This is a genomic window from Polaribacter haliotis, from assembly GCF_014784055.1.
Lineage (GTDB): Bacteria > Bacteroidota > Bacteroidia > Flavobacteriales > Flavobacteriaceae > Polaribacter > Polaribacter haliotis.
Window position 1 is genome coordinate 758,486 of sequence record NZ_CP061813.1, and the last position, 14,911, is coordinate 773,396.

General features: G+C 30.0%; 14 protein-coding genes and 2 tRNA genes. 3 read left to right on the forward strand and 13 right to left on the reverse strand.

Features of this window, described 5'->3' with window-relative positions; translation table 11 throughout:
* The first annotated feature begins 27 nt into the window (after positions 1-27).
* The 3 genes from H9I45_RS03065 (at position 28) to H9I45_RS03075 (ending at position 1,123) form a co-directional block, all read left to right on the forward strand.
* Positions 28-100: transfer RNA gene (locus H9I45_RS03065), tRNA-Lys, on the forward strand.
* A gap of 47 nt (positions 101-147) precedes the next feature.
* Positions 148-231 (forward strand) — tRNA-Leu (locus tag H9I45_RS03070).
* An 88-nt stretch (positions 232-319) separates the two neighbouring features.
* Positions 320-1,123 (forward strand): carboxypeptidase-like regulatory domain-containing protein, encoded by an 804-nt coding sequence (locus H9I45_RS03075; protein ID WP_088353404.1) that lies wholly within the window; start codon positions 320-322, stop codon positions 1,121-1,123.
* Between the two features lie 141 nt (positions 1,124-1,264).
* On the opposite strand, the gene H9I45_RS16410 is transcribed toward H9I45_RS03075, so the two are convergent.
* The 13 genes from H9I45_RS16410 to lpxD form a co-directional block, all read right to left on the reverse strand.
* The gene (locus H9I45_RS16410; RefSeq protein WP_254917173.1) at positions 1,265-1,393 is read right to left on the reverse strand and encodes a hypothetical protein; all 129 of its coding nucleotides are present in this window, start codon (positions 1,391-1,393) and stop codon (positions 1,265-1,267) included.
* 180 nt (positions 1,394-1,573) lie between these two features.
* Complete coding sequence (locus tag H9I45_RS03080; protein WP_088353403.1) at positions 1,574-2,404, reverse strand: prohibitin family protein; 831 nt, start codon at positions 2,402-2,404, stop codon at positions 1,574-1,576.
* Between the two features lie 48 nt (positions 2,405-2,452).
* The gene (locus tag H9I45_RS03085; RefSeq protein WP_088353402.1) at positions 2,453-3,340 is read right to left on the reverse strand and encodes a cation diffusion facilitator family transporter; all 888 of its coding nucleotides are present in this window, start codon (positions 3,338-3,340) and stop codon (positions 2,453-2,455) included.
* Between the two features lie 59 nt (positions 3,341-3,399).
* A complete protein-coding gene (locus H9I45_RS03090; RefSeq protein ID WP_088353401.1) occupies positions 3,400-5,556 on the reverse strand; it encodes a TonB-dependent receptor in 2,157 nt (718 codons plus the stop codon).
* A 71-nt stretch (positions 5,557-5,627) separates the two neighbouring features.
* On the reverse strand, positions 5,628-5,972 hold the full coding sequence (locus H9I45_RS03095; RefSeq protein ID WP_140422737.1) for a hypothetical protein: 345 nt from the start codon (positions 5,970-5,972) through the stop codon (positions 5,628-5,630).
* Positions 5,973-6,065: 93 nt separating this feature from the next.
* Entirely contained in the window at positions 6,066-7,964 is a 1,899-nt protein-coding gene (locus H9I45_RS03100; protein WP_228455027.1) for a VWA domain-containing protein, read from the reverse strand.
* A 242-nt stretch (positions 7,965-8,206) separates the two neighbouring features.
* Positions 8,207-8,947, reverse strand: a complete 741-nt coding sequence (gene fabG / locus H9I45_RS03105) for a 3-oxoacyl-[acyl-carrier-protein] reductase (RefSeq protein WP_088353399.1) — start codon at positions 8,945-8,947, stop codon at positions 8,207-8,209.
* A gap of 107 nt (positions 8,948-9,054) precedes the next feature.
* A complete protein-coding gene (gene sucD / locus H9I45_RS03110; protein WP_088353398.1) occupies positions 9,055-9,927 on the reverse strand; it encodes a succinate--CoA ligase subunit alpha in 873 nt (290 codons plus the stop codon).
* 63 nt (positions 9,928-9,990) lie between these two features.
* Positions 9,991-10,917, reverse strand: coding sequence for a UDP-3-O-(3-hydroxymyristoyl)glucosamine N-acyltransferase (locus H9I45_RS03115; RefSeq protein WP_088353397.1), 927 nt, complete (start codon positions 10,915-10,917; stop codon positions 9,991-9,993).
* 91 nt (positions 10,918-11,008) lie between these two features.
* Entirely contained in the window at positions 11,009-11,575 is a 567-nt protein-coding gene (gene efp, locus H9I45_RS03120; RefSeq protein WP_088353396.1) for an elongation factor P, read from the reverse strand.
* A 74-nt stretch (positions 11,576-11,649) separates the two neighbouring features.
* The gene (lpxA, locus tag H9I45_RS03125; RefSeq protein ID WP_088353395.1) at positions 11,650-12,435 is read right to left on the reverse strand and encodes an acyl-ACP--UDP-N-acetylglucosamine O-acyltransferase; all 786 of its coding nucleotides are present in this window, start codon (positions 12,433-12,435) and stop codon (positions 11,650-11,652) included.
* A 3-nt stretch (positions 12,436-12,438) separates the two neighbouring features.
* Complete coding sequence (locus tag H9I45_RS03130; protein ID WP_088353394.1) at positions 12,439-13,830, reverse strand: bifunctional UDP-3-O-[3-hydroxymyristoyl] N-acetylglucosamine deacetylase/3-hydroxyacyl-ACP dehydratase; 1,392 nt, start codon at positions 13,828-13,830, stop codon at positions 12,439-12,441.
* The gene (gene lpxD, locus H9I45_RS03135; protein WP_088353393.1) at positions 13,830-14,867 is read right to left on the reverse strand and encodes a UDP-3-O-(3-hydroxymyristoyl)glucosamine N-acyltransferase; all 1,038 of its coding nucleotides are present in this window, start codon (positions 14,865-14,867) and stop codon (positions 13,830-13,832) included. The genes H9I45_RS03130 and lpxD overlap by 1 nt, the downstream gene beginning before the upstream one ends.
* Positions 14,868-14,911 lie beyond the last annotated feature (44 nt).

Sequence of the window (14,911 nt, forward strand, 5' to 3'; positions counted from 1 at the left end):
GTATATTTGCAACCGATTTAAGAAAAAGACCTGGTAGCTCAGTTGGTAGAGCATCTCCCTTTTAAGGAGAGGGTCCTGGGTTCGAGCCCCAGCCCGGTCACAAAAAAAAAGTTAAGCTAACGCTTAGCTTTTTTGCTTTAAAGTAATGCGCACGTGGCGAAATTGGTAGACGCGCAGCCTTGAGGGGGCTGTGTTCGCAAGAACGTGGAAGTTCGAATCTTCTCGTGCGCACTTTTAAACTTTAAATTCTTTTTCATAAATTCTACTTCTTTCACAAATAATTAACCAAACTATAATGGATTATTATTAATATTGCAATATGCAAAGAATACTATTTATTTTGTGCTTACTTGTTTCTTTAAGCACATTTTCTCAGAAAGACAGCCTACAAATTAAGGTTTTAAAAGGACAAGTTGTCCATGCAGAAACTAAAAAAGCTTTAAGTGCTGCACATATTTTAAATTTGAACACAGTAAATGGAACCATAACCAACGAAAAAGGTTTTTTCGAACTTCCAACAAGAGTTAATGATACTATCTTAGTGTCTTTTGTGGGACATTCTTCTATAAAATTAAAAATTACAAATGATTTATTAAGAGGTAATGAACTTGAAATTGCGCTATTTGAAAAACCAGAAGAAGTTAGAGAAGTAGTTATAAAATCCACCAAATTAATTGGTGTTTTAGAAATTGATGTAAAACAAGTTCCAAAAGATCGTTTTACAAGAATTCATATAAATGGGTTACCACAAACATATGAAGTTGGAAAACCACAAGCTAAAGACTTCTCCTCTCCTATTGCAGCCTTATTTCAGCCTGTAGATTTTCTCTATAATCTCTTTGGGGATAAACCTAAGCAGTTAAAAAAACTCCAAAAATTAAAAAAAGAAGACGATTTACGGAAAATGCTTGCAGGAAAATTCGACAGAGAAGTAATGATGGAATACTTAGAAATGGATAGACAAGAGCTTTCAGACCTGTTAACTGATTGTAACTATTCTGCTTATTTTATAAAAAAAGCGTCCGATTTACAATTGATTGAAGCTATTTTAGATTGCTACGAAAACTACAAAGCACATAAAAAAGGTAAAATTGAAAGAAATAAAATTCCAGTTAAGAATTAGACTATTTTAAAAATTATTTTTTTTTCAGAAAAAAATATAACAAGATTATATCTAAATTAAAAAAACTAAATACTTTTAAATTGAAAAAGGTCAGAAGCATAACTCCTGACCTTGATCAACTATTAAAAACTAACTAAATAACTAAAATACAGTAGTAATGTATTTGTAGTTATACTTTCTCCTTGTATTCCAAGTGGCTCTTTTAGAATGAACTATTTCTAATGGGTTTGATTTTTTATTTTCTGTCTCGATTGTTGGTGTTGATTTCATAATTATATATTTAATCTTTTTATTTCTAATTTTGTTACATCAATAAGACGCCACTAAAACAGATTCGTTACACTATATTTTTTGTTTAACACAACTTTGGGAAATCCCCTTAAAATCTTGTTAAACAAAAAAAATCTAGCCGAAGCTAGATTTTTAAATATCAAAGAGTTTTAATAATTTTTATTGATTTCCTAAGATAATTGGTAAACCGTCCTTTCCAGAACCAATTACAATAACTTTACTATTAGGAGATTTAGATAGCTCTAAAGTAGCATCAATTCCTTTTTCTTGTAAAATCTTATCGGTTAAAGAAGCACTTAAAATCTTGTTTGCAATCGCTTTACCTTCTGCATCAATTTTTTGTCTTTCTGCTTCTTTCTTTGCTTTAGAAATTCTAAATTCATATTCTAAAGACTCCTGTTCTTGCTTTAGCTTTGTCTCAATCGCAATTCTAATCGTACTTGGTAACTTTACGTCTTCTACTAAAACACGTGTTACAGATAAGTATTGATCTTTTAAAACAGTTTGTACTTCTTCTAAAATTTCTTGCTCAATAACATCTCTTTTACTAGAATACAATTGTTCTGGTGTGTAACGTCCTACAACACTTCTTGCAGCTGCATTAATTGCAGGATCTAACAATTCACGTTCGTAATCTTGTCCTTTTGTTTTAATTAACTTTCCTAGATTTGCGAATTCTGGTTCATACCAAATCGTTCCATTTACTTTTACTTCTAATCCGTTTACGGAAAGTACATTCATTTCATCGGAAATAGATTGCTGGCGCACTTTTCTAACAATCATTTTATTCCAAGGTAACATTAAATGAAAACCTTCTCCATATGTTTTTTCTGTATCTATACCATCTCCTAAAGATTCGAAAATAACGCCTCCTTCTCCAGGACCAATTGTTACAGTAGATTTTGTAAATAAAATTACTAATATTACTGCTATAATAATAAAAAGAACTCCACCTTTTGGAAAGCTAAGTTCTGGTTGTCTTGTTGCCATGTTTATTTGTTTTTATTTTAATTTTATCAAATTTACGATTAAAACTCATCAAACACAATCTATATAGCTACAATCTTCATTCAATAATTCTAATTCTAGAGTAATGTGTTCTAAGTGAAAATCGTCATGTAAAATTTTTCTAACTTCTCTTTTTAGCCTTATTTTTTCTTCATTTTTTAAAGATTCTTCAATAATTAAATGAGCTGTAAATACGTTATATTCTCCATCCATAGACCATAAATGGCAATCGTGAATGCTTTTTATTACATTATTTTGAAGAATTTTCGATTTAATATCATCTACAGAAATTTCCATTGGTGCTCCTTGCAAAATTATACGAATACTTTCTTTTCCATTTTTGAAGACATTGTACAAAATAAACAAAGCGATTAATATTGATAAAATTGGGTCTAAAATTGGAACATTCCAAAATTGCATTACAATACTTGCTATTAAAACAGCAACCCAGCCCAAAACATCTTCTAACATATGTAGAGAAACAACTCTTTCGTTTATTGATGTTCCTCCTTTTAACTTTAAAACAGCGACTCCATTTACAATAATTCCTAAAATCGCAAACCACATCATTCCTTTTGCATCTGATGCTTCTGGTTTGATAATTCTTGGAATTGCTTCGGAAATTATAAAAACTGAGCCTATTAGTAAAATAACTGAATTAATAATTGCTCCTAAAAGCGAAAAGCGTTTAAAACCATATGAATAGGTTTGGGTTGGTTTTTTCTTAGATATTTTTTGAAAATACCAAGCCATTCCCAAACTTATACTATCTCCTAAATCGTGAATGGCATCAGACGTGATTGCCAAACTATTGGTGTAAAAACCACCAATAAATTCGATAATTGTAAAAAACAGGTTCAAGAAAAAGGCTGTTCCTATGTTTTTTGATGAAGAATCGTGATGATGATTATGTCCCATATTGTTTTTAAAATAGACCAATAATTACTTCAAAAGATGCAATTATTAGTCTATTTATTTTAAAGTTTGATTAAAATTCCTGTATTAAATATAAAACCATCTGTTGGTGCCCAAATATCTGTAAAAGTCGGGTTGTTATGTGGTGCTTCAATCATAGATTGATAATTTTGCTGTTTTGTATCAGTAAAATTCTCGAAATTAGCATACAAACTAATGTTTTTAAACGTTTTCATAACCATAAAACCCATGGTCCAATAATTGGGTGTTTCTGTTCTATTATTTCTGAATTGAGAACTTTTATAATAGGCTTCGTAACCAATTCTCCAAGCATCATGAACTTCATACATTAAAACACCACCAAAACTGTGTTTTGGAGTCAATGCTTTTTGGTTTTTCTCCATTTTAACATCGTTAAAAGCATAATTTGTAAATAATACAAAGTCTTTATATTTCAACTTTAAATTTGTTTCAAAACCGACGCTATTCAATGGTTTATTTGCATTTATAAATTCGTACTCTGCTCCTTTTTCTTCTAAAATTAATGAATTTTCTAATTTTGTATAGAAAAACAACTGATTAAACGAAAGTGAAACATTATCATTAAAAATTTTCTTTTTGTAATTTACATCAGCATTTAAACCTATGGAAGTTTCAGCTTTAAAATTATTAGTGTTTATTGGTAAAACATTTTCATACGAACGTAATTCTGCATCTTCAGTAAAAATTGTTGGAATTTTATAACCCAATCCTCCACCTATTCTTGAAGAAATTTCATTATTAAATTCAATAAATAAAGAAGTTCTTGGTAAAATAAAAGTTCCGTAATTGTTGTTATAATCTATTCTAAGACCACTTTCTAAGGTCATAATGTCCTTAAATTTCCAAGTATTTTGTGCAAAACCTCCAACTGTAAACTGACTGTAACTTCTATCTATTGTTGTAGTTTCATCTTCTTTAAAATTTTCTGAAATAATATTTCCTCCAAAAACCCAATCCGAATTTTCATTGTATAAATTATAAGTAGCTTCTGTAAAAGTTGCGAATTGTGCTCCTAAAAACTGAAAGTCTGGCAATAACAAATCTCTTTTAAAATAACTTAAACTGTTTTTAAAATTGAAACTTTTATTTTCAGAAATATCGTTGTTATAGGTTAACTGCGTTGCATAACGTTCCGATTTATTTTCTTCGAAAAAACGATGATTTACACTTGGTTTTCCATTAATCACGTCTACATCTCCACCAATTCTGTTTTCTATTGATGTATTTAAGCTCAGTCTCCAAGTTTCATTTTCATTCGGATAATAGAAAAAAGATGGATTGATACTAAAACTTCTCACTTTTGGAATGTCAGAAAAATGATCGTCATTTACATCTGCTATTTTTTGAAAATTTGCAGAAGAATACAATGTCAAACCAAATTTGATGAATTTATTACTATAAAACACATTCCCAGTTTTTCCATTTCTGGACGTATAATCTAACATAATATCTAATTCTTGTTCTTCTTTTGGTCTTTTTGAAATCAAATTCACCAAACCTGCAATTGCGCCTCCACCATATAAAGTGGAAGAACTTCCTTTAATAATTTCTACTTGTTGCAAATCTAAAGGCGGAATTTGCATAATACTTAAACCACTAGAAAAACCACCAAACAAAGGAAAACCATCTTTTAAAAGTTGTGTAAATCTTCCATCCAAACCTTGAATTCGAATACTTTGATTGGCAGAATTTGCAGATGTCTGTTGCATTTGAATTCCTGTACTTTCTCTTAAAACCATCGCAATATTTGCAGAATTCATAATTGCTTTTTCACCTAGTTCTTCAGCTCCAACAACTTCAATTCTTGTGGGAATTTTAGCAATACTTCTTTTACTTCTTGTGGATTGTATTACAATTGCATCTAAAGACTCTTTATCTTCATGTAATTGTATGATTAATAATGAATTTGTTCTAGGAAATATAATTTTCTTAGAAACTATTTCGAAACCAACGTAAGAAATTACTATAGTTTGCATTCCATCTTTTATATTTTTAATGGTTGCCAATCCATCAAAATCTGTTGTACTTCCTATAGTTGTGTTTTTTACTAGAATGTTTACTCCGAAAATGGTTTCTTTAGATTCTTCTGAAATTACTTTTACTTGTAGCGTGTTTTGTGCCAATGTTGTATTGACAAATAATCCTATAAATAGGATTATAATTAAATTTTTTATCATTTTAATTGATATTTTAAATTATAAAATTGTGTAATAAGTAGACATCTTTTATAGTAAAAAGATGCGTTCAATTATAATTTAAAATTTCTTGGAGGCTGAAAAATAGTTTCTAAGTAAGAAGAGTAATCAGCATTTTTATAAAAGGTAACAATTTTATTATTTTCTGAAAATTCAGAAAAAACAACTTGATTTTCTACAGGTAAAAAGATATTTACTAGACTAATAGAATTGCAATGATGATGGTGCTCTTTGTTCTTTTCTTGGTCTGAATCGTTTTGATGATGTTCCTCTTCATGATTCGATTCGAAATCTGAATTGTGCTCTGTAACTTCATTAAAAACAACAATATCTGTATGTGCTTGCATTGGAGGTGCAAGTAGCAAGAAAGTAAATAATATGATGAATAGTTGTTTCAAAAACAGAAATTATTATACAAAAATATAGTAAAAAAAGGTAAAAACTATATCTTTAACCACACTTTAACATATGTTAATAATATAACTTTTAAATTAAATTTTTCCGTAATATTTTCTAATAAACCATTCTGCAGTAAACAAACCAATCACGAAAAATAAAATCCATTTCCAGTCAATTAAATTTTCTTCTTTTGTAATAGATTTTTGTGTTGTAAAATAAGCTTTGTTATCAATTAAATCTTTAAAAAGAATATTGGTTTGATTTTTATAAAACATCTTCCCTCCTGCTTTTTGAGCTAACTTTTGTAGTTTTTCTGAATCTGCGTGTGTGAACTGTTCCTCAATTTCGTAATCTGTAATTTTGAAATGACCATATTTAGAAATATTCTGACCAACAACTGAAACTTTATAACTATAATCTCCTGAAGAAAGATTCTCTACAGTGGCTTGATATGATTTGTTTATCAAAGAAAAAGGAAGCTTTGTAACCTCTTTCGTTTCCTTATTCGTAATTGTTATTTCTACTGAAGCTCTATCATCAAAATTATAATTTTTATCAACATAAAAAGCAGATATATTTATGGTAGAGTTTGCAGGATATAAATTTTCTGCGTTAATTTCTAAACGATTTCTCTTCTTTTTAGACGCTAAATATTGTACCAAATTCCCAATAAATTGGTCGAAATCTAGAAAAGAATTTGAATCCATAAAACTCGAAGAACGCCATTTCCAAATTCCTTCTCCGAATAAAACCGCAGTTTTTTGATTGTTCTGTTCTAAAACCGATAGTAATGGTTGTTGCGTTTGAACTCCATTGATATTCTGTAATAACAAATCTTGATGATCTCTGCTAAAAGTAATCTCTCCAAACTTATCTTTTAAAGGAGAAAACTCATTAAAACCAATATCTTTTTGAAAAAAAGTTAAAAAAGACTCGTTGTAAGTTGCTCCGTAATTCTCGGTTTGATTAATTGCTTTTTTAGAAAAGCCTACTTGTTTTTTATTGATAAAATTCCAATCTGTATTTGCTCCAGATACTAATAAGAAGTTAGATTTTCTCTCAACAATCTGACTTAATATACTATTAAATCGGTTGTCTGGCTGAAATAAAATGACTAATTGATAATCATTGATTTGATTGTTAAATTTATGTATCAATTGAACATCCACAGAACGTTGTTTATTACTTTCAATCGCTTTTTTAAAAGCACCCAAATCTGGATGCAAAATAGAAGATAAAATTAACACTTTTGTTTGCTCGTCAATTACTTCAATTGGAAAACTTTTGGTGTTATTTCTTGTATTTTTTTCTCCTTCAATTTTTCGAATACTTGCTGTGTAATAATTTACACCTTCTTTATTTGAAGTTAAATTTGCAGTAATTGTTTTTGAATTTTCAATTTTTGAAAAGGTAACGTTTTCAGAAAATACCGTTTTTCCTCCACTAAAAATTGAGAATCTACTTTTTGCAGTTTCTTCTCCTTCATAATTCAGAATTACTTCAACAGGGAATTTATTTTTTATATAACTGTATTTATTTACGTTTAACTGACTTATTTTTAAATCTTTATATTTTGTTGTATCTCCAATTACAATTGGATAAATGTGCTGTTTAGAGTTTATGTATTCGTAATCGTTTCCAATGGTTTGGTTTCCATCAGAAATAATTAAAACTGGCGCGTTTTTGTCTTTATTCAGTTCATTTACAGAAGAAATTGCATCGTAAATGTTGGTATCATTATTATTAAATGAAAGTGAATCTAAAACTTGTAATTGATTTCCAAAAGAAAATGTTTCAATATTAAATTTTGAGTTTAATTCTTTGTTATCTGAAATATTATTTAATAATTCTTTTATATTTTCATTTTCCTTAAAAAAGGAAACAGATTTAGAATTATCAACCAAAACTGCTAAAGTCGGTTTTGTATTTATAAGAGACTCTTTTTTTATAGTTGGATTTATAAAAAGCAGTAAAATCAAAAAAATACTCAATGTCTTTAGTGTAAAAAGTAAAATCGTAACTTTTGCTGTATTCTTTGCTTTGTAGTAATATTGGAAAAAAGCTATGGAAATAGCCAGCAATAAAGCAATAATGATATAGAAAATAGTTGTTGTTTGCAATGATTTTTATTTATTTGGAAAGATATAAAGAACTATCTAAAAAAAGAAAACCTGCAACGTTAAATTGTTGCAGGTTTTTATAATTAATTTAAAGAACTAAATGTATTTATATATTACATTCCTCCATCTACAGATAAAGTTTGTCCTGTAATGTAAGCACTCATATCAGATGCTAAAAATACACAAGCATTTGCAACATCAATAGGCTGTCCTCCTCTTTTTAAAGGAATTCCATCTCGCCAACTTTGCACAACTTTTTCATCTAATTTATCTGTCATTTCTGTTTCAATAAAACCAGGAGCAATTACATTACTTCTAATATTTCTAGAACCTAATTCTAAGGCAACAGATTTAGAAAAACCAATGATACCTGCTTTAGAAGCTGCATAATTAGCTTGACCAGCATTTCCATTTAAACCAACAATAGAACTCATGTTAATAATAGAACCATTTCTCTGTTTCATCATTGGGCGAATAACTGCTTTTGTTAGGTTGAAAACAGATTTTAAGTTTACTTCAATTACTTTGTCAAAATCGTCTTCAGAAATACGCATTAACAAATTGTCTTTTGTAATACCTGCATTATTTACCAAAATATCTATCGAACCAAATTCTTGTAGTACTTCTTTTGCTAATTCTTGGGCAGCATCAAAATTTGCTGCGTTCGATTGGTATCCTTTTGCTGCAACCCCAAATGCTTTTAACTCTTCTTCTAGTGCATTTGCAGCATCTACAGAAGAACTGTAAGTAAAAGCAACATTTGCGCCTTGTTTTGCAAATTCAATAGCAATACTTCTTCCAATACCTCTTGTTGCACCAGTAATTATTGCTAATTTATTTTCTAATAATTTCATACTATATTGTTTAGTTGATGTTCAAATATAAAAAAGAAATTCCTGAAATATTGAAGTGATCTCAATATAAACAGGAATTCATATATTTTAATGTTTAAAATAAATACTTATTTTAAAACACTTGCTACCATTTCTCCAATTTTAGCTGGTGAACTCACAACGTGAACTCCATTTTCTGCTAAAATTTTCATTTTTGCTTGTGCAGTATCATCTGCTCCACCTACAATTGCTCCAGCATGTCCCATTGTTCTTCCTGCTGGTGCAGTTTGTCCTGCAATAAAACCAACCACTGGTTTTCTATTTCCATCTGCCTTAATCCATTGTGCAGCTTCTGCTTCTAAATTTCCACCAATTTCACCAATCATAACAATTGCTTCAGTTTCTGGGTCGTTCATTAACAATTCTACAGCTTCTTTAGTTGTTGTTCCAATAATTGGATCTCCACCAATACCAATTGCAGTTGTAATTCCAAAACCTTGTTTTACAACTTGGTCTGCAGCTTCGTATGTTAAAGTTCCAGATTTAGAAACAATACCAACTCTACCTTTTTTAAAGATAAATCCTGGCATAATACCAACTTTAGCTTCATCTGGTGTAATTACACCAGGGCAGTTAGGACCAACTAATCTACAATCTTTATTATCGATATAAGCTTTTACTTTTACCATATCTGCAGTAGGAATTCCTTCTGTAATACAAATAATTACTTTAATTCCTGCATCTGCAGATTCCATAATTGCATCTGCAGCAAAAGCTGGTGGTACAAATATAATTGAAGTGTCTGCTCCTACTTTTTCTACAGATTCTGCAACTGTATTAAAAACTGGTTTACCTAAATGTTCTTGACCTCCTTTTCCTGGGGTTACACCACCAACAACGTTAGTTCCATAATCAATCATTTGACCAGCATGAAAAGTACCTTCACTACCTGTAAAACCTTGAACAATAATTTTTGAATTTTTATTTACTAAAACACTCATTCGTTTCTAATTTTATTTTGTTATGCAAAAATAGCTCTTTGTTCGCTTTCTAAAAAAGAATTTTTATATATTCTTTCTATCTTTTAAAAAACGCTTTATTTCTGCCATTTCTTTTAATTTTTCTCTTGATTCTGAAATTGGAGTTCCAAAATAACTTTTTCCTCCAGGAACAGATTTGGTAACGCCTGTTTGACCGAGAATTACAGCTCCTTTTCCTATTGTAATTCCGCTGTTTGTACCAACTTGACCCCAAATTGTTACATCATCTTCTATAATAACACAACCTGCAATTCCTGTTTGTGAAGCTATTAAACATTTTTTACCAATTACAGTATCATGTCCAACATGTACTTGATTGTCTATTTTAGTACCTTCTTTAATTGTTGTATCTCCAGTAACTCCTTTATCTATTGTACAAGATGCTCCCAAATCCACGTTATCTTCTAAGATAACTCTTCCTCCAGATATTAATTTATCGAATCCTGTTGGTCTATTTTTATAATAGAAAGCATCTGCCCCTAAAACTGTGTTTGCATGAATGGTTACATTATTTCCAATTACTGAATTATCGTAAATTGTAACATTCGGGTGAATTACACAGTTTTTACCAATAGAAACATTGTTTCCAATAAATACATTTGGCTGAATTACTGTGTCTTGTCCAATAATAGCACTTTCAGAAATACTTACTTTTGATGCTATAAAAGGATTAAAATGCTTGGTTATTTTATTAAAATCTCGAAAAGGATCATCAGAAATTAATAGAGATTTTCCTTCTGGACAAGCTACTTTTTTATTGATTAAAACTGTTGTTGCTGCAGAACTTAAAGCTTTATCATAATATTTTGGATGATCTACAAAAACGATGTCTCCTTTTTCTACGACGTGAATTTCGTTAATTCCAAGAATTTCAAAATTTTTATCACCAACAAAATCAATATTTAAAATTGATGCTATTTGTTGAAGCGTTTGAGGTTTTTTGAATTTCATTTTTGTTTAGTCTACAGTCAGCAGTTTGTAATCTTCAGTCATAGCTTTTGAGTAAGCACTACAAACTGAGACTAAAAACTATAAACTTATTTTACTCTTTAATACGTTCTTGATAGTTCCCTTTTGCAGTATCTATTTTAATTTTATCACCTTCATTAATAAATAAAGGCACATTTACAGTCGCACCAGTTTCTACTGTTGCTGGTTTTGTAGCGTTTGTAGCTGTATTTCCTTTAACACCAGGTTCTGTTGCAGTAACTTCTAAAATTACACTTGCTGGCATTTCCACAGAAAGTGGCATATTATCTTCAGAATTTATAATAATTGTTACGATTTCTCCTTCTTTCATTAATCCTGGTGTGTCTAAAGCTGCTTCTAACAATCGAATTTGTGTATAATCTGCTTCATTCATAAAATGATAGAATTCTCCATCGTGATATAAAAACTGAAATTTATGAGTTTCTACACGTACATCTTCAATTTTTCTTCCAGCAGGAAATGTATTATCAATAACTTTTCCGTTTGTAACACTTTTTAACTTAGTTCTTACAAATGCAGGGCCTTTTCCTGGTTTTACGTGTAAAAATTCTATGATTTTATAAATATCGTTATTGTATCTAATACACAATCCGTTTCTAATATCTGATGTTGTAGCCATTTATAATGTTCTGTTTTTTTGTTTCAATAAAATTAATGTAGGTCTATTATTTTGGTATTTTTTATGCTAATAATTTAGCTAGCATTAAAATATCCTTTCATAATTCCTCTGTGTGAATCTTTTATAAATTGAATAATTTCGTCTCTTTCTGGAGTTGCTTCCATTTCAGCCTCAATTATATCAATTGCTTGAGTGTAATTATAATTTTTTTGGAATAAAATTCTATAAATATTCTGAATTTCTCTAATTTTTTCGGTTGTATAACCACGTCTTCTTAATCCTACTGAATTAATACCAACATAAGATAAAGGTTCTCTTGCTGCTTTTACATATGGAGGAACATCTTTTCTAACCAAAGATCCTCCAGTTACAAAAGCATGTTTACCTACTGAAGCAAATTGATGAACTGCAACCATACCTGCTAAAACTACATTGTCTCCAATTGTTACGTGACCTGCCAAAGTAGAATTATTCGAAAAAATACAATTTTCTCCTACAAAACAATCGTGTGCAATATGACAGTATGCCATAATTAAACAATTGTCTCCAATTACTGTTTTCATTCTATCGGAAGTTCCTCTATTGATAGTAACACATTCGCGAATAGTTACATTGTCTCCAATTTCTACAGTGGTTTCTTCGTCGTCGAATTTTAAATCTTGTGGAATTGCAGAAATTACAGCTCCAGGAAAAATTCTACAATTTTTACCAATTCTAGCACCTTCCATAATGGTTACATTTGAACCAATCCATGTTCCAGAACCAATTGTTACATTGTTATGTATTGTTGTAAAAGGTTCTATTACAGCATTTCTTGCAATTTTTGCTTGCGGATGAACGTATGCTAAAGGTTGATTCATAATTTATTTTTTTCTTGCAATTTGTGCCATTAATTCTGCTTCTGCAACTAACTTACCATTTGCATAAGCGTATGCTTGCATGTGACAAATTCCTCTTCTAATTGGCGTAATTAATTCACACTTAAATATTAATGTATCTCCAGGCAACACTTTTTGTTTGAATTTTACATTGTCCATTTTCATGAAATATGTTAAATAATTTTCTGGGTCTGGTACTGTACTTAAAACTAAAATCCCTCCACATTGTGCCATTGCCTCTACTTGTAAAACTCCAGGCATTACTGGTGCTCCTGGAAAATGTCCAACGAAGAAATTTTCGTTCATTGTTACATTTTTCATTCCTACAACATGCTTGTCTGAAAGTTCGATAATTCTATCGACCAATAAAAACGGAGGTCTGTGTGGTAAAATATCCATTATTTGATGAATATCTAATAATGGAGGTTGATGTAAATCGTATCTTGGAATATTGTTTCTTTTTTCCGCTTTAATAATTTTCGCTAATTTCTTAGCAAAATTTGTATTTACCAAATGCCCTGGTTTGTTCGCGATAACTTTTCCTCTAATTCGAGTTCCTGTTAATGCTAAATCTCCAATTACATCTAATAATTTATGCCTTGCAGCTTCGTTTGCCCAATGTAAGGTTAAATTATCTAAAATTCCATTAGGTTTTATTGAAATGTCTTTCTTATTAAAAGCTTTTTTTAATTTTTCCATTGTACTTTCAGATAATTCTTTATCTACATATACAATAGCGTTATTTAAATCTCCCCCCTTTATTAAGTCGTTTTCTAACAACATTTCGATTTCATGCAAAAAACTGAAGGTTCTTGCATCTGCAATTTCTTTCTTAAAATCAGAAATTTTATCTAGAGTCGCATTTTGTGTGCCTAATATTTTTGTGCCAAAATCTACCATTGTTGTAACCTGATATTCGTCTGATGGCATTAAAATAATCTCACTTCCGGAAACTTCATCTTTGTAAGAAATAATTTCTTTTACGATATATTCTTCAACTTCTGCATCTTGTTCTTCGATTCCTGCCTTTTCTAAAGCTTCAATAAAAAACTTAGAAGAACCATCCATAATTGGTGGTTCAGAAGCATCTATTTCTATTAGTAAATTATCTATATCTAAACCAACTGCTGCTGCTAAAACGTGTTCTGAAGTCTGTATTTGAACTCCGTTTTTCTCTAAATTTGTTCCTCTTTGTGTATTTACGACGTATTCTGCTCTTGCCTCAATTGTTGGTGCACCTTCTAAATCTACTCTACTAAAAGCAAAACCATGATTTATTGGAGCAGGTTTCAAAATCATATTAACAGTATTACCTGTATGAAGTCCTACACCAGATAAACTAACTTCTTTTTGAATCGTTTTTTGTTTCTTACTCATTATAATTCCTCTTTTTGAGACTTAAATTCTTTTTCTATATTGTTTATTCTGTTTACTATAGATGGTAATTTTTTAAAATATACAGAACTTCTATTATAATCTAAAGCTTTAAAAGCTGGCGAACCGTTTAAAATTTCGCCATCTTTTACATTTTTAGAAATTCCTGCTTGAGCTAGAATTTTAACGTTATTCCCTATTTTTAGATGTCCAGCCACACCAACTTGCCCACCAATCATACAATTATTTCCAATTTTTGTGGAACCAGCAATTCCAGTTTGCGATGCAATAACAGTATTTTTACCAACTTCTACATTGTGTGCAATTTGTATTTGATTGTCTAACTTAACTCCTTTTCTTATTATTGTAGAACCTAAAGTTGCTCTATCAATAGTAGATGCAGAACCAATATCTACATTATCTTCTATAATAACATTTCCAATTTGTGGAATTGCTTTGTATTCTCCATCTTCATTAGGTGCAAAACCAAAACCATCTGCTCCAATAACGCATCCTGAATGAATTTTACAATTACTCCCAATTACGGTTTCCGAATAAATTTTTACTCCTGCAAAAATCGTAGTATTATTACCTATAATTGAATTATCTCCAATATACGAGTTCGGAAAAATCTTTACATTATTTCCTATTTTAACGTTTTCGCCTATGTACGCAAATGCTCCAATATATTCGCTTTCTCCAATTGTAGCGGTTTCAGCAATAAAATGTGGTTGTTCTCTACCCTGTTTATTATTTTTTACTTCGTTGTAAAACTCTAATAATTTAGAGAAAGATTTGTACGCATTTTCAACTTGAATTAAAGTCGTATTAATTTCTTTTTCTGGAACAAAACTCTTATTTACAATCGCAACAGAAGCATTTGTAGTGTATAAATACGAATTATATTTAGGGTTCGATAAAAAAGTTAAAGAACCTTTTTTTCCTTCTTCAATTTTAGATAAAGTAGATACTTCTTCATTGGGATTCCCCAAAATATCGCCTTCTAAAATATCTGCTATTTGTTGTGCTGTAAATTTCATTAATCGCAAAAATATAAAAATAATACGGTTTTGGCTAATCTGAT